The following is a 19,131-nucleotide window of genomic DNA, read 5'->3' as shown; positions in this document are numbered from 1 at the left end:
CGGCCGCTGCCGGGAGATTGAACTGATGGATGTGCTGCTCGCCAACCCGCGTGGTTTCTGTGCCGGTGTCGATCGTGCGATCGAGATCGTCAAGCGCGCGATCGAAACGCTGGGCGCGCCCATCTATGTTCGCCATGAAGTGGTGCACAACCGCTTCGTGGTCGACGACCTGAAGCAGCGCGGGGCGATCTTCGTCGAGGAACTCGACGAAGTGCCGGACAACAACACGGTGATCTTCAGCGCCCATGGCGTGTCCCAGGCCGTGCGCCAGGAAGCCGAGCGCCGTGGCCTGAAGGTGTTCGACGCCACCTGCCCGCTGGTGACCAAGGTCCACTTCGAGGTCGCCCGCCACTGCCGTGCCGGCCGTGACGTGGTGCTGATCGGCCATGCCGGTCACCCGGAGGTGGAAGGCACCATGGGCCAGTGGAACCGCGAAGCCGGTACCGGGCAGATCTACCTGGTCGAGGACGTGGAGCAGGTCGCCACGCTGCAGATCAACCAGCCGGAAAACTTCGCCTACACCACCCAGACCACGCTGTCGGTGGATGACACGCGCGGGATCATCGATGCGCTGCGCGAGCGTTTCCCGGCGATGCAGGGCCCGAAGAACGACGACATCTGCTACGCCACGCAGAACCGCCAGGATGCCGTGCGCGATCTGGCCAAGCGCTGCGACCTGGTGCTGGTGGTCGGTTCGCCGAACAGCTCCAACTCCAACCGCTTGAGCGAGCTGGCCCGCCGTGAGGGCGTGGAGTCGTACCTGATCGACGGCGCGCACGAGATCGACCCGGCATGGGTGGCAGGCAAGCAGCACATCGGCGTGACCGCCGGCGCCTCGGCACCGCAGGTGCTGGTCGATGGCGTGCTGGCGCGCCTGGCCGAGCTGGGCGCCACCGGCGTGGGCGAGCTGGACGGCGAACCGGAATCGATGGTGTTCGCGCTGCCGAAGGAACTGCGCCTGCGCCTGGTCGACTGACCGGGAAGCGCCTCATCCACGCATGGCGTGGATCTACTGGAACTGCTCTGGTGGGTGCGAACTGGCACACGGTGGGTGCAAACCAGCACAAGGTGGGTGCGAACCTTGGTTCGCACGCTTTTTCGCACGCAAGGATGGGCGGCCCGCCCATGACCTTTGGCCATGGGGCAGGGCACGTTACAGGCCTAGCATCGGAAGATTCTCCGCTGTTGGAACCTGCCCGATGAAGACCCGAGCCTTGGCGATGTCGTTGCTGTTCGCGCTGGCGGCCACGCCTGCACTGGCGCAGACCTCGCCACCGGCGAACGCGGTGGCCCCCGGCCTGCTGCGCATCGATGTCGACGCGCGCGATCTGGCCCGGCGCATCTTCAAGGTGACCGCTACGATGCCGGCCAAGCCCGGCCCGATGACCCTGCTGTACCCGCAGTGGATTCCCGGCAACCATTCGCCCACCGGCCCGATCGACAAGTTGGCCGGGCTGCGCGTGACCGCCAACGGCAAGCCGCTGGCCTGGCAGCGTGACCAGTTCAACGTCTATGCGTTCAAGGTGAACGTGCCCGAGGGCGTGAGCGAGATCGTCGCCCACTTCGACTTCCTGTCCTCGCAGGGCGGCAGCCAGGGCCGGGTGGTGATGACCCCGGAAATGCTCAACCTGCAGTGGAACGCCAATTCGCTGTATCCGGCCGGCGTCGATGCACGCAACCTGCAGGCGCAGGCCAGCGTGACCCTGCCCAAGGGCTGGTCGTTCGCAACCGCGCTGGAAACCGCGCGGCGCGACGGTGACACCGTGGTGTTCAAGCCGATCTCGTATGACCATCTGGTCGATTCGCCCTTGTTCGCCGGCGAGCACTACCAGCGCATCGATCTCGACCCGGGCGCGAAGGTGCCGGTGCACCTCAATGTGTTTGCCGACGACGCCAAATCACTGAAGCCGAGCGAGGCGCAGATCACCATGCATCGCGCGCTGGTGCAGCAGGCCGACAAGCTTTACGGTGCGCGCCACTACAACCACTATGAGTTCCTGCTGGCATTGACCGACCGCCTCGGTGGCATCGGCCTGGAGCATCACCGTTCCAGCGAGAACAGCGCTGACCCGGGCTACTTCATCGAGTGGGACAGCAACGCGTGGATGCGCGATCTGTTGCCGCACGAGTACACCCATTCCTGGAACGGCAAGTACCGTCGCGGCGCCGACCTGGCCACCGCCAACTTCAACGTGCCGATGGGCGACAGCCTGCTGTGGGTGTACGAGGGCCAGACCCAGTTCTGGGGCCAGGTGCTGGCGGCGCGTTCGGGGCTGTGGTCGACCGCGCAGGCGCGCGACATGCTGGCCAATGTGGCCGCGACCTACGACCGTGGCCGACCGGGCCTGGCCTGGCGGCCGCTGCAGGACACTACCAACGATCCGACCATCGCCCAGCGCCGCACGCTGCCCTACCGCAACTACCAGATGAGCGAGGACTACTACTCCGGCGGCCAGATGCTGTGGCTGGAAGTGGAGGGCAAGCTGCGCGAACTGAGCGGCAACCGCCGCAGCCTGGACGACTTCGCGCGTGCGTTCTTCGGCGTCGGCAATGGCGACTGGGACGTCAACCCGTACACCTTCGATGATGTGGTCGCGACCTTGAACGGCATCGCGCCGTACGACTGGGCGACGTTCCTGCGCGGGCGCCTGGACGGCCACGGTTCGTTGACCGGCGGCCTGGAGCTGGCGGGCTGGAAGCTGGTCTACCGCGATACCCCGAACGACGCCTACAAGGCACAGGAAAAACGCGCCAAGGCGGCATTGCTGGCCTATTCGCTGGGCGCGACCGTACTCGACAGCGGTACGGTCGGCGATGTGATCTGGGACAGCCCGGCGTTCAACGCCGGTCTTGCACCGGGCATGAAGGTGATCGCGGTTGGCGGCCGTGAGTACAGCAGCCAGCGCTTGAAGGACGCGGTGGCTGCGGCAGCGAAGGACAAGGCGCCGATCGTGCTGCTGGTGAAGCAGTTCGACCGCATCGAAACGATGAGCATCGCCTACCACGGTGGCCTGCAGTACCCGGTGCTGGAGCGTATCGCCGGCAAGCCTGACCGCCTCGCAGAATTGTGGAAGGCGCGATGAAGCCGCGCGCCCGCGATGGCGTGATCCTGCTGATGGCGATCTTGGCCATCATCGGTGCCTTCCTGCACGGTGACGGGCGCTGGCTGCATTGGCTGGCCAAGCCGACCACCACGCTGCTGATCGCTGCCATCGTCTGGCGCGTGCATGATCCCGCGCAGCCGTTCTATCGACGCGCGGTGTTGGCCGGCATGCTGCTGTCGTGCGTGGGTGACATCGCGTTGATGCTGCCGATGGATGCGTTCGTGCCGGGCCTGGTTGCGTTCCTGCTGGCCCACCTCTGCTACATCGTGGCCTTCCGCGACGGCCTGCGTGCGGGACGTGGGCTGTTGGCGGCCAGCGTCCTGCTGGCGACGTTTGCCGTGCTCAACGTACTTGGCCTGTGGCCGCACCTGCCTGCACCGATGCGTGCGCCGGTGCTGGCGTATGTGGTGGTGCTGGCCTCGATGGCGGTGCTGGCACTGGCACGCCAGTGGCGCCGGCCACAGCCCGCTGCCGTGGAAGCCAGCAGCGCGCGCTGGGCGGCCGCCGGTGCGCTGCTGTTCGTCGCCAGCGATTCACTGCTGGCCTGGGACCGCTTCGCCGGCGGCCTGCCGCTGGCCAGCCTGCTGGTGCTGTCCACGTACCACGGCGCGCAGTACGCCATCGCCCGCTCGGTGAAATAGAAAGGGGACGGAGGGGATTAAGTCGCAATCCGCACCAAGGCACATGCGACTTAATCCCCTCCGTCCCCTTTTTGTGTGGCCTATCGGCGGTTCACGCCGCGCAGGGTGCCCTGCGCATCGAACTGCAGGCGCACGGATTCGCGGTCACCGGCGACGTCATCCGGCAGCCACACCAGCTTGCCGCCTTTGCGCACGATCACGTAGACGTGGCCGACTTCGGATGCGGGGTTCTGCAGCGCGTCGCGTTGTTCCTGCAGTGCCTGCGCCACGCGCGGCACGGCCTCGAAATCGATGCTGGCCAGGGGTGTGCTGCTGCGCTGCAGGCTGATGGTTGGCGCGAACTGCTGCGGGTTCACCGGATTGCCCTTGCGCCACTGGCCACGTTCGAAGTGGTAGCTGTCGACGTGGCCCGGCTGTTGCGGGTCGACCAGATCGAGGTTGATGCGGCCATCGTCATAGAAGTGGATGCTGTGGAACACCGTCAACCGCTGTCCGGCCAGCGCTGGCAACTGCTCCAGTGCCTGGCGGGCAGCCAGCAGGTAGTCCGCATCGAACAGGCGATTGTTGCGTTCGGGCGCCGCAGCGGTACTCGCCGCGGGGAAGGCGGCCGGGGACGGCACAAGCGATGCGGGTTGCTCGCGCGGCGACTGAGACGAGACGGAGGGTGGCAACCGGTCCGGCTGTACCGAATGCCCCAGCGTTTCGCTGATGGTCTGCACCGCGCCGCCGGCAACGGCCACGCCCGCCAGAACCAGCAGCAATACCAGGAACACGGCGCGGGTGGAGGGCGGCTGTTTCATACGCCCTCCAGGCGCACGTTGCCACGGTCATCGGGGTCGTACAGCAGGGTCACGGTTTCGCGCGGGATGTTGGCTAGATCGATCAGCGGGATGAAGCGGCGCACGCTCACCTGCTGTACGCGGCCGTCACGATCGGTGTACTCCAGCTGGAACTCCACCTGCGGCTGTTCGTTGAGGTAGGTGCCGGTCTGACGCACCTTCAGCACCCTGGCCTCCACGCCGATGCCGCGGTACTTCAACGCGTCGCCGCGCGCATCAGCCTGCAGCAGGCGGCCAAGCAGGCGCAGCCCCAAGATGTACCCACACAGCACCAGCGGGCACACCAGCAGCGGGTGGCCGAAGGACAGGAAGGTCCAGCCAAGACCCTCGCTCTGCAGCCGGTAGGCCGCCACATAGGCAGCGGCTACCAGGACGATGCAGAGCGCTGCGCCGATGCTTCGCCGCCACAGGCTGGCGACATCCAGTTCGGGCTGGGCACCGTCCAGTACCACGTTCGGGAACGCGCCCGGCACCTGGCTCAGGCGTGCATCGACGTGCCTGCCGACGCCGAAGCGCTGCAGTTGCGGCTTGCTGTCGACCACCAGCAGCTGTTCGCGGATCGGCGTGCCGGACAGGTTCTTGAAGGACAGCTGCAGTTTCCATTGCGCGAAGCCACGCACCTGTACGCCGGTCTGTTCAGCGTGTTCGATCAGCGCATCGCGCGGTTCGCCATCGGCGAGGATCGAGCGGACGCGATGCAGGGCGCGCGGTGGGCCGAGCAGCAGGAAATGCAGGAACGCGAACAGCAGAGAGAGCCATGCAGCCAGCGACAGCACAAGCAGCAGCAGGGACAGCCATGGCGCGCTGCGATCAGCCAGCGCCACCGGCCAGGAGGTTCCGAAATAGAGGATGCAGGGGAAGGGCAACGCGAAGAACAGCAGGAACGCGCCCCAGAACCAGAGATAGGCTTTCATGGGGAAGGTGGCAGACCGGTGGAACAGGCCGCGTAGCGTACTACGCTCAGCGGAACTGCAGGGTAAGCAGGTAGTAGCGACCCAGTGGATCGTCCAGCCCCGGCATCTGCCCACCATTGCCGACCAGGTAGTTCACCGGTTGCGCATCAAGCACGTTGTGCACGTCCAGCGCCGCGATGACGCGTGTGCCCAGGCGGCGCGCCAGGTGCAGGTTCCAGCGCAGCTGGCGCGGATTCATGCAGTGGTTCTGTTCGATCTGCCGCTGCGGGCACTCGGCGCCGGGCAGCCATGCGCGGGTGCGGCCCACCTGGTTGCCGCGCAGGGCGATGTCCCAGTTGCTGTTCTGCCATTGCACGTTGAGGACCGCCGCCATCTCGGGCGTGACATGCCCGCGCAGGTCGATCGCCGGCTCGTGGTCCCGACGGCGGCGCAGCTCCTGCTGCTTCAGCGCGTCCAGCGAGAACAACCACTGGCCGGTGCTGCCGGTGTCGATCCGGTATTCGCCACGCAGCACCCAGTTGCGGGAAGTGGTGCGGCCGATATTGTCGAACGACAGGCGGAGGCTGCTCAGGTTGCCATCCTCATCCAATTGCCAGGTGTCACGGTTCCACACGGCATCGGCCGGCTGCAGCGTGAGGATCTCGTTGCGCAGCTCGACGATGTTGTGGGTCAGCGAAAGCGAGAACGCATCGCTGGGTGACCAGGTCGCCGCCAGTGAATGGCTGCGTGAGCTCTCGGCCTTGAGCGCGTTGTTCTCCTCCACATCCGCAGTGACCACGCAGCGGCCGTCCGGCTCGCTCTGTGCACAAGGTGGCAGTGCGCTTGAGACGGGCAGGGTAAGGGTGCCGAACTGTCCTGGCGGGCGGCGCTGTTCGAACAGGCTGGGCGCGCGATAGCCGCGGCCGCTGGCCAGCAGGAACGACCAGTGCGGTGTTGGCGTCCAGCGCAGGCCGGCACGGGGCGAGAATGCCGTGTAGTCGCCGTCGTAGTCCCAGCGCGCGGCCAGGTCCATGCGCAGTTCCGACGTGAGTGGCAGGCCCAGTTCCGCATACGCGCCGCCACTCTGCCGCGACAGGCGCCGCTGCTGCTGCGGCAGCCCCAGTGCCAGATCGCCCTGGCTCAGCAGGGTGTCCGGGTGCGACGTCCAGCGTTCATGGCGCAGATCGATGCCGGTAGCCAGCTGCGCATTACCGCCCCGCATCGGCATCAATGCGCGCTGTATGCCCCACCAGCCCTGCCACTGCTCGGTAAGTCCACGGTTGCGGATCGATGGGAAGAGCGAAGTGGCTTCATCGGCGGGCAATGCATCGAAGCCTGGCAGGAACCTGAGCGACTGCGCAGCCTCGATGAACGGTTCGGCGCGCACGGTGCCCGGCGTGGCCAGGGTGACGTCGCTGCGCTGCGCGCTGATGCCGGCGTCCCAGCTGTGGCTGCCCTGGTCCCGGCCGATGCCCAGGGTGATATCGGCGTCGGTGGCACGGACCTGGGGACGCACATTGCCGGCTTCGCGCAGGACGCTGTTGAAGGTGTACCCGTACAGGCCGAGGGCGACGGCGGTCGGGCCCAGATCGAAACGCTGCCGGTTGTGGCTGGCGCGGGCTTCGGCATAGACGTAGCGTCCCTGGCCACGCTCATGCCGGTAGCGCAGATAGGCCGAGGCGGTATCGGAGGCCGGTTGAAGCGAACGAGGGCGCGAACTGTCGAACCAGCAGGCGCCATTGCGTCGTTTCAATGGTCCGTCGCAGCGCGTCGCGGGCCAGTAGTCGCCATCGCGGAAGGCGCCGATCAGGTACTGCGACGTCTCGGCGTGCCAGTCACGCTGGTCCCCCGCCAGGTGATCGACGCGATGCAGGTCGATGCCTGCGAACCAGCGGTCGCCGCTCCCGCGCAGGCCTCCGGTGGCGGCCTGCACGCGGTACTGGCCAGCGTCGCCACGACTGCTCAGACCGGTCTGCAGCGTTGCCTCCGGGCCGTCGGCCTGGTCGCGGAGGATGATGTTGACCACGCCGGACATGGCATCGGCACCGTAGATGGCCGATGCACCGCCGCGCACCAGTTCGATGCGTTCGACAAAGCTGAGTGGAATGCCGCCCAGGTCGGTGAGCCCGCCCTGTTCCAGGGACACCATTGGATAACGGGGCAGGCGCCGGCCATTGACCAGGAACAGGGTGGCGCGCGGTCCCATGCCATCCAGGCTGGTGGTGGCGGCTGCACCGACAGGCAGGTACTGCGAATCGCCACTGCGTGCGCTGCTCATCGCTGGCAGCCCGTTCATGCCGGGCAGGTGTCGCAGCAGGTCGAACAGGCTGCCGTAGCCACTGCGCAGGATGTCTGCGCGATCGATCGTGGTCACCGGCAGGGTGGTCTGCACGGAGGTGCGCGGCAACCGGCTGCCGGTGACATGGATCGGCGCCAGGTCCACCTGGGGGGGCGACTGCGGGGGCATGCGCGGGCGCGGCGCCACCGTTGCCGGAACCGGCGGCGCGACGGCGGGCGCGACGCGGATGCGGCGGACCACGAAGCCACCGGACGGTGTTCGAAGGATGGTCACCGGCATGCCGGCGACCAGCTGTTTCAGGGCCGATGCTGGATCGGCCTGGCCATGGGTGCCGTTGGCATGGAGCCCCGCCAGTTCCCGGGCATCGAACACCAGAGCGATGCCGCTTTGCCGTGCCCATTGCTGCAATGCCGAGGGCAACGGGCCAGCGTTGATGCGGTAGTCGTGGGTGGCAGCCGGATCGCCTGCGAGGGCGGCAGGCGGCGCGGCGACCAGCAGCGCCAGGCACAGCAGGGGGCGGAGCAGCCCCCACTGCAGCGCGCCTGGTCCTGCCATCACCGCAGGCCTCCTCAGTACGTGCGGCGCAGTTCCAGCGCGCCATCCGGGCGCGTCTGGCCAGCAATGGACCAGCCAAGTTCCAGCGCGGATAGCAACTCCTGTGCGTCGCCTGCGCGGAACGTGCCGCTGACTGCCAGATCGGTGATCTCCGGGTCGGCGATCACCAGCGGTGCATGGCCATAGCGGTTCATGCGTTCGACCACGATCGACAGCGGGGTGGCATCGAAGACCAGCTGCCCACGCAGCCAGCCCTCGGCGGCTGCCGTGGAGGACAACGCTGGGCCGGGCTGGATGCGCCCGGAGGGGAGTACCTGCAGTTGCTGGCCAGGGGCCAGGGTGTGCTGGGCGGCGCCGTTGCTGACTTCCACCGCACCCTCCAGCAGCGCGACCTCGACCAGGCCATCGTGCAGGCGCTCGACCTGGAAGGTGGTGCCGATATCGCGGATGGTGCTGGTGCCGGCGCGCAGCTGCAGTGCTTTGTTCGATGGCGCGACCTGCAACTGCAGGCGGCCGCGTTCGAGGTCCAGCTCGCGGTGGCGCCAGCCAAAGCGTGCGTGCAGCGTCGTGCCGGCATCGAGCATGGCTACGCTGCCATCGGGCAGGGTCAGCCGCTGCGCCTGATGCGTGTCATTGGCAAAGCGCTGCGGGGCTGGGTTGCCATCCACCGCTACCATCCAGCCCACGCCGATGGCCAGGCAGATACCAGCGGCCGCGGCCGCAGCAGGCAGCCAGCGGCGTCGGGCAGGCCGTGCCGCACGCGCCGCAGCCGTCCGCAGCCATGGGTCCGCAGCCAGGCCCTGGCCTTGCTGGAAAAGATCTTCGGCCTGCGCCCAGGCTTTGACATGGGCAGGGTCTTCAGCCAGCCAGTCTTCGAACGACTCGCGTTCGGCAGGAGTGCAGTCCGGGGCCTCCAACCGCGCTACCCAGGCGCTGGCGCGTGCGAACAGCGAGGCGTCTTCCGTGTGCCGGTGGCTGCTCATTCGGTATCCCCGTCGTTGTGCAGCGGATCCGGTCCCAACTCCTGGCGCAGGCCCTGCAGGGCGCGGGCGATGTGTTTTTCCACGGTCTTGGCTGTAATTCCACAGTGCCGCGCGATCTGCGTATAGCTCATGCCGGTGATCCGGTTGAGCAGGTACACCTCGCGCGCACGCTCGGGCAATTTGAAAAGGGCCTGCCGCAGCAGGGACAACATCTGCCCGGACTCTGCCTGGCGCAAGGGGTCCGGCGACGGGCTGGTGGGCTCGTCGTGACCATCATGCTCGGCCAGTGACAGGTGCGGTCGCGACTGCGGCGATCGGCCGCGATCGGCCAGGCGATTGCGCGCGATACGATACAGCAGCAGGCGCAGTTCGTCGGTGCCGTGCGCGCGATAGCGGATCAGCCGCTCCATGCAGTCCTGCGCGATGTCCTCTGCATCCTCCGGCCCGACGCCCCGTGTGCGCAGGAACGCGCACAGTGGCGCGCGTTCCTCGCGTACGAACGCGATGAAGGCGTCCGCAGGCGCGGGTGGCTCCGGCGCGTGGTGGATCAGGGGGGACGGAACGGACAGGGCTGGCCTCGGCTGACGTTGACGGGTGCGCCTTCGAGTTTTACGCGACGATGACCGGATGGGGAAGAGTGTGTGGTGCCCCCTCTCTCATTGTGAATGCATTCATTTTTTCCGGCCGACCGGGCTGGGGGAGATTCCGGCGCTTTGCCGTTTGACTCCTTACCCGCGTGTTGCGGGTGGAGAGAGAGAACGTATGAAGCATTCGAAGTTGAGCCTGGCCCTGGCCGGGCTGATCGCCGTTGGCGCCATCGCGGCGGCTGATGACGTCATGGCAATGAGTTATCACGTGCAGGGGGATCGCATCTTCCTGAGCGGCGGGGTGACCTACGCCGATGTGGTGTCGTTGCCCGCGTTGCTGGCCAAGGCACAGGCCGAGGGCCGGCCGATCCGCGAAGTGGTGCTGCGCACCTCCAATGGTGGCGCGCTGATCGCCGGCGAGTGGCTGCAGGGCGTGATCCGCACGTCCGGCCTGAACACCATCGTGTCCGGCCACTGCATTTCGTCCTGCTCGATCATGCAGTCCGGTGGCGTCGAACGCTATCTGGCCGGTGATCTGCCGATCGTCGATTCGGTACAGATCCACGCGGCCAGCAACAGCGGCAAAGTGATCTACACGCCGTCGCCGCGGATGACCCAGATCTACACCGGCAACTACGGCGGTGGCATCGATGCCGGGCTGCTGCACAAGGCCATGTATGAAGTCGTGCAGCCCAACGGCCTGCTGGTGTTCCGCGATCCGGCGCGCACCACGGGTGCCTCGGTCACTTTCGATCCTGATGGCAGCGGCAGCAAGCTGGAGTCGTTCCCGGGGCAGGACATCTACAGCAACAGGGTCATCACCGCCAAGGGCTACCGCGATCCGGGCGATACGTTGAATGTCACCGCCAACGTGAGCGGCGACATCAACCCGGGCTACCTGCGCACCGGTCGCCAGCTGCAGACCTTCGTCGATGATGACTTCGCGCGCTGGAACACCAACTGGCAGTCCAGCTACATCAACCTGGCGCAGAGCATCTACAACGCCTCCAGCAATGGTCCGCAGGGCATCGGCGCGAACTCGGTACAGGACTACCAGAACGATCCCACATACAAGGCCCTGCTGCTGTCGAAGCTGCGCCTGGGCGACCTGGATGTGTCCACGCTGGACAACTCCATGGGCGTGATCCGCGTGACCAACGGCGCGACATGGCGGACCTCCGCGACCACCGGTGCCGACTTCATGCTGGTCGACAACGGCACCATCGCGCTGGAAGGCGGCGCCCTGCGCGCTTCGGAGGTGCGGGTAATGGGCGCAGGCATGCTGGTCGGCAATGGTGACGTGGCCGGCACCGCTATGGATCTCAGTGCGCTGGCCAGCGGTACCCGCCCGTCCTGGCGCGAGGACGGCTTCAACCGCCTGCGCGTGTACGGGACCCTGATGCCGCGCGGCGGCGATCTGGTCACCCATGGCTACGTCAACATCATGCCGGGCGGGAAGGTGCTGTTCGATGTGACCGAGAACGGCGGGGCGGGCAGTGGCCGCCTGCGCGTAGGCAGTTTCTTCGACAGCAAGCAGACCGACGGCGCGCTGGTGATCTCCAAAGGGGCCTTCCTCGAACTGAACGTGGCGCAGGGTTACTACGGCCAGGACTTCCGCCGTGACCTGGTGCAGGGCCCGATATACCAGGGCGGCTTCGAAGAGGTCGTGCGCCTGGGTGACACCGGCTACAGCGCCAGCATCACCGGCGGCGAAGTGTTCCGCCCGCGCCACAACTCGCTGCTGAGTTTCAACGTGAAGCAGGCCGCTGAAGGCCTGTGGCTGACCGCCAACCCGGGTTTCGACCAGCTGGGCCTGTTCACCAACGGCACTTCCGGCGATGGCTTGGGCCGCGCGCTGGCGACTGCTTCCGATCGCAGGGATGGTGGCCTGAAGTCGCTGCTCGGCGCCCTGCAGTTCGCCGACCGTGATGTGATCGCACAGCAGGCCGGTGCCCTGCGCGGTGACGCGCACGCGACCCTGCGCCTGGCCGACAACGCATTGGTGGGCAGCATCGGCAACGTGGTGCAGCAGCACCAGGCCGCGATGCGCAGTGGCGGTGATGCCGACGGCCTGGCCTCGCAGGCCGCGCAATCGGTGTCGGCGCAGCCGGGCATGCGCCACGGCAGCCTGTTCAACCAGCTGGCCATGCATCTGGTCGAGCCGGCGGCGGGTGGCGGTGAAGGCAGTGGCTTTGGTCGCAACCGTGGCCTGTGGGCGCGCGGTTTCGCCAGCCACGGCCGCATCGATGCCGACGGTGGCGTGGCAGGCTTGAGCCATAACATCGGCGGCATCGTCGTCGGCGCCGATACCCGCGTTGCCGATGACCGCGTCACCCTGGGCGTCAGCGTGGCAGCGGCGGATATGTCGACCAAGGGCCGCGACGGCTCCGACTTCAGTGGTGACGTGCGCGCGCTGGACGTGGGCGGCTACCTGGACGCGACCTATTCGCGCGGCTATCTGTCGGCGGCGGTGCGCTACACAGACCTGCGTCACGACACCCGCCGCAGCGTCAGCGGTATCGATGGCCTGCAGCAGCCGCTGCGTGCCAAGTACAGCAACGATGCGATCTCCGCGCGGGTGGAGCACGCGTTCTCATTCACCACGGGCAAGGGCCTGGTGATCCAGCCGCTGTTGCCGGTGGTGGACTACGCGCGTACCTCGGCCACGCGCTTCAATGAAGGGCAGGGTGCGGGTGCACTGGTCGGTCGCAGCGGCAGCCTGGAGAGCATCCGCGTGGGCGCCGGCCTGCAGCTGTTCAGGACCTTCGAAGGCAACAACGGCGAGCGCATTACCCCGCGTGCCCGCGTGGTCTGGCAGAAGGAACTGGGCGACTCGCAGGCGCGCTACAGCACCGGCTTCGCCGCAGCACCGGATCTGGTGTTCGGGGCAAGCAGCCAGGCCGTGGGCGAGCAGGTGCTGGCCTGGAACCTGGGCGTGACCAGCCGCGCCAGCGAACGCCTGTCGATCATGGCCGACTACGTGGGCGAGCGTCGTGACGGGCAGATCCAGAACGGCGTGATGCTGGGGCTGGGTTACAAGTTCTGAGTGGCACAGGGCACCGGCGATGTTCGCATCGCCGGTGCCATCCCCACGGACGCGTGGCTGCGGTATGGTCGGCATGGCATTCCATCCAGGTTCTTCCATGCAGATCGCCGTCTTCAGCGCCCGACCCTACGACCGTCGCTTCCTGGACGAAGCCAACCTGCGTGAGGCGGCGGGGCAGGGTTACACGTTCGTCTACTTCGATGCCGCGCTGGATGTGCATACCGCAGCGCTGGCACAGGACTGCGCCGCGGTCTGCGTGTTCGTCAACGATCGGCTGGATGCGCAGGTGCTGCGCGCGCTGCACGCGTTGGGTGTGCGGGCCGTGCTGCTGCGCTGTGCGGGCTTCAACAATGTGGACCTGGCCGCTGCGAAAGCGCTGGACCTGTTCGTCGCGCGGGTGCCGGCGTACTCGCCCGAAGCCGTGGCCGAGCATGCACTGGCGCTGGTGATGACCCTCAACCGCCAGACCCATCGTGCCTACAACCGCGTGCGCGAGGGCAACTTCATGCTAGATGGCCTGCTCGGGCGCACCCTGCATGGCCGCACGGTCGGCATCATCGGTACCGGCAAGATCGGCCTGGCCACCGCGCGCATCTTCAAGGGCATGGGCTGCATGGTGCTGGGGCACGATCCGTATCCGTCGGCGGCCTTCGCAGGTATCGGCGAGATGGTGGCGCTGGATGAACTGCTGGCGCGCGCTGACATCGTCTCGCTGCACTGCCCGCTGACGCCCGATACCCAGCACCTGATCAATGACGCCTCGCTGGCGCGGATGAAGCCGGGCGCGATGCTGGTCAATACCTCGCGCGGCGGATTGGTGGATACCCATGCAGTGATCCGCGGGCTGAAGTCGCGCCGGCTCGGCCATCTGGCGATCGACGTGTACGAGCAGGAAAGCGCGCTGTTCTTCCAGGACCTGTCCGGCGAGATCATCGACGACGAGGCCTTCCAGCGCCTGATGACCTTCCCCAACGTGCTGGTGACCGGCCACCAGGGCTTCTTCACCGTGGAGGCGCTGCAGGAGATCTCGGCGATCACGCTGGGGAACCTGCAGGATTTCGCGGCTGGGCGGGTGTGTGCCAACCGGGTAGAGGCGGACTGAGCCGGGTGGATTGACCGCCGGGGCGCCCAGCCCGTAAAATCGCGGGCTCCGCCGGAATAGCTCAGTTGGTAGAGCGGCGCATTCGTAATGCGTAGGTCGCAGGTTCGACTCCTGTTTCCGGCACCAGTTGTAGAAAAGCCCCGGCCTTGGTCGGGGCTTTTTTTATGCTCTGGTAGTGCCGGCCGCTGGCCGGCAACCCCAGAAGTGCCAGCCCATGGCTGGCAGGTCGCGATTTCTGAGCCTCGCGATCTACCCGCCCCTCCGCCTTCCCAGGCGCATGGCTCCTTGCACAGTTCCTGACCTGGCAACTGCAGCCGGTCATTCCTGTGCTATGAATACCCAGCCTTGCTTCAAGGCTCTTTCAGAGATTGGAAGGATGCGCAGGTTCGGGGGAACTGCAGGCGGCGTGTTTACCCGCTTCAGGAGATGTGGAGATCGAATTCGCAAGCTGGGGGCATCAGGCGCTTGGCTGTGTTGTGTGCTGCTGATCGGCCTTGGTCTGTCGCCATCCGCAATCGCCCAGACCACTGTGACGTACATCCACACTGACGCCCTGGGCTCGGTCGTGGCTGAGAGCGATGCCAACGGCAATGTGATCAAGCGCTATGACTACGAGCCCTACGGGGCCGTGGTCGGTGGTCAGGTCACGGACGGGCCGGGGTATACCGGGCACGTGAGCGACTCGGCAACGGGCCTGATCTACATGCAGCAGCGCTACATGGATCCGCAGTTGGGGGTGTTCCTGTCGGTTGATCCGGTCACGGCGTATGAGCAGCCGGTGGGGCAGTTCAACCGGTATAGGTATGCGAACGGGAATCCTTACAGGTTCACGGATCCAGATGGGCGAATCGTCAAGTACGCATTTGAAGGCGGAGCGACGCTGCGTGATGGTGCTGCCGTGCTCAACCATTGGATGAAGTCAGAAACCATCAGCTCTGAACTGAAGCAGATTCTCCTATCCGATGAGACCTACACCATACAGTTCAATCGCAATGGTGATTTTGGATATGACGAGAACAAGAGAATCATCAGCATTGATGTCACCTCTGGACTTCGCGTCAAATCCTCCGGGGAGATCCAGTCTCCTGCTCTGGGGGGCGGTCACGAGGTGAGCCATGCTGCCCAGCATGATCGGGTTGGATTGTCCGCTTTCCAAGCTTCGCTTGTTGCGCCACAGTCCAACTCGGAGAGCAACGGCGTGATGCAGATCCGAGTCGGCGTATCTTCGGAGGAGGCGCGGGCTACGGGGGTGGAGACCCGGGCCGCGCGTGAGCTGGGGGAGCCTGCCCGGAAGAGCTACAGCGACACGAACGGCACGGTTAATGTCTGCTCCCCCACCAGCAATCGGGAGTGTTGAATGAACCGCGTTCTGATGCTTGCGTTGGCCTTGTCCAGTGCCTCATGTCGCGCCGGTGAGGAGCTCCCTGGGCCTTGCCAGGCGGCAAGCAGTCCGGTGGAGTCCATTGCGCCGGTCGTTTCCGCCGCGACCGAGATGCAGGTGCGTGGCTCTGTCGTGGCGACCGTCGTCGTTGAAGAGGATGGGCGGGTGACAAATCCCGTCATCACGCGGTCACAGTTTGAAGCGCTGGACCGGGGGAGGGTCGACAATGCTGCTTATGAGCGCGCAGCCTTGGTTGCCGTGGCGAAGTGGCGTTTCCCTCCGGTCCCATCCCGCTGCACCAGGAAGGTCACATTCGATTTCCAACGTCTGGATTGAATGAGCCCGGTCAACCTGCTGAAACAGCAACGGCAGCGAGCAGGTGTTGAAGACCCTCATCGAGGACGACAAGAGGAAATGATCATGCGGATTGCTTCTTCAGTCGTCATTCTGGCCGCCTCGCTGCCGGCTGCAGCATCCGCTGCGCCACCTGTCTCTGTGCCGCAGGCCTGCGCGCCGACCTACTGCATTGAGGTCGGAGCCACGTTGCCCGACCGGCCGGTGACGATCCGGGTTGAATCGACGGTTCCCGCAGACGCCTCGACGACAACGGTGGACATGGGGCGTGGATTTTCAATTGGCTTCCATTCCCGGTATGTCGAATGGAAAGCCGGGCGAATGGGCCTTCCGCCCGCGCGATGGACACCAGGCAAAGCCAAGGCGAGCGCGGCAGCTTGCCTGAAGTGTGGCGCGCCGGGCTGGAATGAAGTCATGGGCATTGCCATGACCGGCATCCCCGAAGACTATGGCAATGACCTTTCCGGTATCAGTGTCTGCTTTTGGCCGCTTGATCGTTCATCGGCAGGGCACGGGGACGGCAAGTCCCTGCGCCTTGGGGAGAAGGTCTGCATCGCAGATCCGGCCCCGAGGCGCTGAGCAGCACGTCTGCGCGGAGTGCTGTCTCAATAGGCAAGGTCGAAATAGTAGATCTTCTTTGCTCCGAACACGCCGCAACCTTCGCTGGTGAGTGCGTGGAAGCCGATCGGTGTCCGCGATGACGCCGCCGACAGGATGGCCGCGTACTTTTCCCGTCCGGATTTGTCGCTGGCAAGATCGATTGTCCAGCGCCCGTCGGAAGCACACTCGTTGTTGGTGGGCTGGCCTTCCAGCCACACGGAAACGAACGTGGATTCGACAACCAGTTTGGTGATTTTTCCGGTCTGGTGTGTATCGGCCCATGCGCTGCCGGACAGCAGCAGTGCACCGAGTGTGATAGCGAGCTGTTTCATGTCTTCCCTGCAGGCCCGGGGCATCAAGCCCTATATATAGCGCAGCAGGTGCCGGATCTGATGAGCACGAGCATCACCAGTTGCCGCAGATAGCCGCCGATCACCCCGGCCAGCACCCCGGCCGCGATCCGCATGGCCAGCCGGAACCATCGCCCGGCGCGTTCCCGCAGCCAGGGCAGTACCACCGTTACCTGTGCAGCCAGCAGCAACATCACCACATCCATCCCCAGTGCATCGATCAGCGACAGCAGCGGCAGCAGGTCGGGATTGCAGGCCAGTACAAGCAACAACACGCTGCACAGCAGCGCGAAGGCGCGGCGCCCGGTGGGCAGGGTGGTCCAGCGCAGTAAACGATCAATCAGGGGCATGAATCTTCTGCTCCTTGTCAGAGCGGTGCTCGCAGGCGGTCATTCCGCGCGGACGGGCTGCCGCAGCACGGTCTTCAACCGCGCCGCGTCGGTCCTGCGCGGGTCGCTCAGGTAGATCTCATGATGGGGGCCGGCAAAGGTGTAACCCAGTGCGGGCATCAGTTCGTCGTGCAGATGGGCCAGGGCCGGACCCTCGTCATCGTAGGCGCCTACATGCAGCGTCTGCAGGCAGAGGCCTTCTTCGAGAATTTCGTGGCGAAGGCTGGCTGGAACGTCGCCCAGTTTCTTCGCCGCCTTGGCAATGGCAGCCTCCAACTGCGCTGGACTGATCCCATCCGGCGTGCGGATCATCGCCGTCCACCTCCACTCATCCTTGCGGCGTGCCACAAAGCTCGACGGATCCTCGGCGGTCCAAAGCGCTTCCAGCGGTGGCACCACGTAGTCCTGGCCCCCGGCCTTCAGGGCGAACTTCAATGCATAGCTCACCGAGTACAGCCATTGCACCGCCTGCAGGTAGGCCGGGGCGGTGTTCGGGTCGCCGCGGCCATCGACCATCAGGTAGGGCAGGGGCGGTACATCGACCGGTACGAACTGGCCGGTGGGCGGGTGATAGAGTGCCCGGTCGCGCTTCTTGAAGTCGATCTTGTCCATCGGGGTCTTCCTCCTGTGCCGAGCATCCCATGCTAGGCACCCGTCAGCACGCCTGAACCGATTCAGGTGACTTTGCCGAACGAGGGCGAACGGCCCGCGAACGTCCAGGGCCGGAATGCCGCCCTGGGTCATGCGCCCCGTCATGCCCGCGCGGTGCGACAACGTGTCGCAGCCAGAATCGGGCCTTTCCTGCGCTCGATCAATGTCAATGCCTTTCTTAAATGGTGGGTGACGGCCTAAAATTGAAAGGCTGACTCGACCCACCTCCCTACCTGTCTTCCGGACCGGTGGGACCGGCTTTGGCCGGAACAGGCAGGACGGGGAACGGCATTCCCTCGCAATTGGATCGACCGATGATTCCGTTGAAAACCCTTGGGCGCTGGTTGCGCCCGGGCCTGCTGCTGTCGTTGCTGGTGATGCTCACCGGCTGCGATGCCGTGGCCATCCTCAGTCCGAAGGGCCAGATCGGCCAGGATGAGAAGACCCTGCTGATCACGGCCACCGTGCTCATGCTGCTGGTCGTCATCCCGGTCATCATCATGACCCTGACCTTCGCGTGGAAGTATCGCGCCTCCAACACCAAGGCCCGTTACGAGCCGAAGTGGTCCCACTCGACGGCGATCGAGGTGGTGGTGTGGTCCATTCCCTGCATGATCGTGCTGGTGCTGGCGGTCCTGACCTGGCGTTCGTCGCACGCGCTGGACCCGTATCGTCCGCTGGAATCGGACGTCAAACCGGTCACCATCGAGGCGATCTCGCTGGACTGGAAGTGGCTGTTCATCTATCCGGAAGAGAAGGTGGCGGTCGTCAACGAAATCAAGTTCCCGGTCAACACGCCGCTGAACTTCAAGATCACGTCCGATTCGGTGATGAATGCCTTCTTCATCCCGCACCTGGGCAGCATGATCTACTCGATGGCTGCGATGGAGACCAAGCTCCACCTGATCGCCAACGAGACCGGTGAATTCCCGGGCATGTCCTCGCACTACAGCGGCGCAGGCTTTGCCAAGATGCACTTCACCGCCTACTCGGTCACCGATGCCGAATACCGTCAGTGGCTGGACCAGGTCCGTGCCGGTGAGCAGACCCTGGACAAGGCCTCGTTCAAGGCCCTGGGTGAAGCACGCAACGCCGAGTGGTATCCGGTCACCTACTTCGGCAAGACCGAAGAAGGCCTGTTCGACTGGGTCATCGCCAAGCACATGGGCGACAACAAGCATTACGGCATGAAGCACTCGCACGCCGGTGCCGCCGCTGCCGATGCCGCCAGCCATGAAGCGCACGAGGGGCATGCCCCCAGTGACGCGCATGATTCCAAGGAATCGGGTGAAAACCTGGATGCCACCGAACACGAACACGCTGGCCATGCTGGCCACGCGGGTTCGGGAGAATGAAC

17 protein-coding genes and 1 tRNA gene are annotated in these 19,131 nt (G+C 65.6%); 10 read left to right on the top strand and 8 right to left on the bottom strand.

Annotated elements, in window-relative coordinates; genetic code table 11:
- The first annotated feature begins 25 nt into the window (after positions 1-25).
- The 3 genes from ispH to AC5P5R_RS01250 all read left to right on the top strand — a co-directional run bounded on the left by ispH (position 26) and on the right by AC5P5R_RS01250 (position 3,745).
- Entirely contained in the window at positions 26-976 is a 951-nt protein-coding gene (gene ispH / locus AC5P5R_RS01260) for a 4-hydroxy-3-methylbut-2-enyl diphosphate reductase (protein ID WP_005408565.1), read from the top strand.
- Positions 977-1,199: 223 nt separating this feature from the next.
- On the top strand, positions 1,200-3,083 hold the full coding sequence (locus AC5P5R_RS01255; protein ID WP_065183110.1) for a M61 family metallopeptidase: 1,884 nt from the start codon (positions 1,200-1,202) through the stop codon (positions 3,081-3,083).
- Positions 3,080-3,745 (top strand): lysoplasmalogenase, encoded by a 666-nt coding sequence (locus AC5P5R_RS01250; protein WP_100437999.1) that lies wholly within the window; start codon positions 3,080-3,082, stop codon positions 3,743-3,745. Before AC5P5R_RS01255 ends, AC5P5R_RS01250 begins: the two co-directional genes overlap by 4 nt.
- A gap of 80 nt (positions 3,746-3,825) precedes the next feature.
- On the opposite strand, the gene AC5P5R_RS01245 is transcribed toward AC5P5R_RS01250, so the two are convergent.
- The 5 genes from AC5P5R_RS01245 to AC5P5R_RS01225 are packed head-to-tail and all read right to left on the bottom strand — an operon-like array spanning position 3,826 to position 9,820.
- The gene (locus AC5P5R_RS01245; RefSeq protein ID WP_100438000.1) at positions 3,826-4,545 is read right to left on the bottom strand and encodes a hypothetical protein; all 720 of its coding nucleotides are present in this window, start codon (positions 4,543-4,545) and stop codon (positions 3,826-3,828) included.
- Positions 4,542-5,498, bottom strand: coding sequence for a hypothetical protein (locus AC5P5R_RS01240; protein WP_099527507.1), 957 nt, complete (start codon positions 5,496-5,498; stop codon positions 4,542-4,544). Before AC5P5R_RS01240 ends, AC5P5R_RS01245 begins: the two co-directional genes overlap by 4 nt.
- A gap of 46 nt (positions 5,499-5,544) precedes the next feature.
- Entirely contained in the window at positions 5,545-8,331 is a 2,787-nt protein-coding gene (locus AC5P5R_RS01235) for a TonB-dependent receptor (protein WP_329751422.1), read from the bottom strand.
- A gap of 14 nt (positions 8,332-8,345) precedes the next feature.
- Complete coding sequence (locus AC5P5R_RS01230) at positions 8,346-9,314, bottom strand: FecR family protein (RefSeq protein WP_049448433.1); 969 nt, start codon at positions 9,312-9,314, stop codon at positions 8,346-8,348.
- Positions 9,311-9,820, bottom strand: coding sequence for an RNA polymerase sigma factor (locus AC5P5R_RS01225; protein WP_080052359.1), 510 nt, complete (start codon positions 9,818-9,820; stop codon positions 9,311-9,313). The genes AC5P5R_RS01230 and AC5P5R_RS01225 overlap by 4 nt, the downstream gene beginning before the upstream one ends.
- Positions 9,821-10,076: 256 nt before the next feature.
- On the opposite strand from AC5P5R_RS01225, the gene AC5P5R_RS01220 reads away from it, so the two are divergent.
- From AC5P5R_RS01220 to AC5P5R_RS01195, 6 genes are all read left to right on the top strand, one after another.
- A complete protein-coding gene (locus AC5P5R_RS01220; protein ID WP_100438001.1) occupies positions 10,077-12,947 on the top strand; it encodes an autotransporter outer membrane beta-barrel domain-containing protein in 2,871 nt (956 codons plus the stop codon).
- Between the two features lie 97 nt (positions 12,948-13,044).
- Entirely contained in the window at positions 13,045-14,049 is a 1,005-nt protein-coding gene (locus AC5P5R_RS01215; protein ID WP_100438002.1) for a 2-hydroxyacid dehydrogenase, read from the top strand.
- Positions 14,050-14,099: 50 nt separating this feature from the next.
- Positions 14,100-14,175 (top strand) — tRNA-Thr (locus AC5P5R_RS01210).
- Between the two features lie 352 nt (positions 14,176-14,527).
- Positions 14,528-15,406: an RHS repeat-associated core domain-containing protein gene (locus tag AC5P5R_RS01205; RefSeq protein WP_050426953.1), complete on the top strand. Its 879-nt coding sequence runs from the start codon at positions 14,528-14,530 to the stop codon at positions 15,404-15,406.
- Entirely contained in the window at positions 15,407-15,766 is a 360-nt protein-coding gene (locus AC5P5R_RS01200; protein ID WP_024957469.1) for a TonB family protein, read from the top strand.
- Complete coding sequence (locus AC5P5R_RS01195) at positions 15,767-16,363, top strand: hypothetical protein (RefSeq protein ID WP_062606747.1); 597 nt, start codon at positions 15,767-15,769, stop codon at positions 16,361-16,363. It begins immediately after the preceding gene.
- Positions 16,364-16,389: 26 nt separating this feature from the next.
- Here the strand turns inward: AC5P5R_RS01195 and AC5P5R_RS01190 are convergent, their stop codons facing one another.
- Genes AC5P5R_RS01190 through AC5P5R_RS01180 form a run of 3 tightly spaced genes read right to left on the bottom strand, consistent with a single transcriptional unit; the run spans position 16,390 to position 17,735 of the window.
- A complete protein-coding gene (locus AC5P5R_RS01190) occupies positions 16,390-16,716 on the bottom strand; it encodes a hypothetical protein (RefSeq protein WP_005408578.1) in 327 nt (108 codons plus the stop codon).
- 23 nt (positions 16,717-16,739) lie between these two features.
- A complete protein-coding gene (locus AC5P5R_RS01185; RefSeq protein WP_062606749.1) occupies positions 16,740-17,084 on the bottom strand; it encodes a hypothetical protein in 345 nt (114 codons plus the stop codon).
- A 39-nt stretch (positions 17,085-17,123) separates the two neighbouring features.
- Positions 17,124-17,735, bottom strand: coding sequence for a GyrI-like domain-containing protein (locus AC5P5R_RS01180; protein ID WP_062606751.1), 612 nt, complete (start codon positions 17,733-17,735; stop codon positions 17,124-17,126).
- 353 nt (positions 17,736-18,088) lie between these two features.
- Here AC5P5R_RS01180 and cyoA point away from each other — a divergent pair, with 353 nt between their 5' ends.
- Complete coding sequence (gene cyoA, locus AC5P5R_RS01175; protein ID WP_005408581.1) at positions 18,089-19,129, top strand: ubiquinol oxidase subunit II; 1,041 nt, start codon at positions 18,089-18,091, stop codon at positions 19,127-19,129.
- Positions 19,130-19,131 lie beyond the last annotated feature (2 nt).

The sequence above is a fragment of the Stenotrophomonas sp. YJH_SMC_19 genome, from assembly GCF_059367915.1.
Note: the sequence above shows the minus strand (reverse complement) of the source record. Positions and strands in the feature narration are given on the sequence as shown.

What these genes read in the sequence shown, in the direction of transcription:
- AC5P5R_RS01255 (WP_065183110.1), top strand. Translation starts at nt 1,200, where the DNA reads ATGAAGACCCGAGCCTTGGCGATGTCGTTGCTGTTCGCGCTGGCGGCC.
- AC5P5R_RS01250 (WP_100437999.1), top strand. Translation starts at nt 3,080, where the DNA reads ATGAAGCCGCGCGCCCGCGATGGCGTGATCCTGCTGATGGCGATCTTG.
- AC5P5R_RS01230 (WP_049448433.1), bottom strand. Translation starts at nt 9,314, where the DNA reads ATGAGCAGCCACCGGCACACGGAAGACGCCTCGCTGTTCGCACGCGCC.
- AC5P5R_RS01220 (WP_100438001.1), top strand. Translation starts at nt 10,077, where the DNA reads ATGAAGCATTCGAAGTTGAGCCTGGCCCTGGCCGGGCTGATCGCCGTT.
- AC5P5R_RS01200 (WP_024957469.1), top strand. Translation starts at nt 15,407, where the DNA reads ATGAACCGCGTTCTGATGCTTGCGTTGGCCTTGTCCAGTGCCTCATGT.
- AC5P5R_RS01245 (WP_100438000.1), bottom strand. Translation starts at nt 4,545, where the DNA reads ATGAAACAGCCGCCCTCCACCCGCGCCGTGTTCCTGGTATTGCTGCTG.
- cyoA (WP_005408581.1), top strand. Translation starts at nt 18,089, where the DNA reads ATGATTCCGTTGAAAACCCTTGGGCGCTGGTTGCGCCCGGGCCTGCTG.
- AC5P5R_RS01215 (WP_100438002.1), top strand. Translation starts at nt 13,045, where the DNA reads ATGCAGATCGCCGTCTTCAGCGCCCGACCCTACGACCGTCGCTTCCTG.
- AC5P5R_RS01195 (WP_062606747.1), top strand. Translation starts at nt 15,767, where the DNA reads ATGAGCCCGGTCAACCTGCTGAAACAGCAACGGCAGCGAGCAGGTGTT.
- AC5P5R_RS01240 (WP_099527507.1), bottom strand. Translation starts at nt 5,498, where the DNA reads ATGAAAGCCTATCTCTGGTTCTGGGGCGCGTTCCTGCTGTTCTTCGCG.
- AC5P5R_RS01185 (WP_062606749.1), bottom strand. Translation starts at nt 17,084, where the DNA reads ATGCCCCTGATTGATCGTTTACTGCGCTGGACCACCCTGCCCACCGGG.
- ispH (WP_005408565.1), top strand. Translation starts at nt 26, where the DNA reads ATGGATGTGCTGCTCGCCAACCCGCGTGGTTTCTGTGCCGGTGTCGAT.
- AC5P5R_RS01180 (WP_062606751.1), bottom strand. Translation starts at nt 17,735, where the DNA reads ATGGACAAGATCGACTTCAAGAAGCGCGACCGGGCACTCTATCACCCG.
- AC5P5R_RS01235 (WP_329751422.1), bottom strand. Translation starts at nt 8,331, where the DNA reads ATGGCAGGACCAGGCGCGCTGCAGTGGGGGCTGCTCCGCCCCCTGCTG.
- AC5P5R_RS01190 (WP_005408578.1), bottom strand. Translation starts at nt 16,716, where the DNA reads ATGAAACAGCTCGCTATCACACTCGGTGCACTGCTGCTGTCCGGCAGC.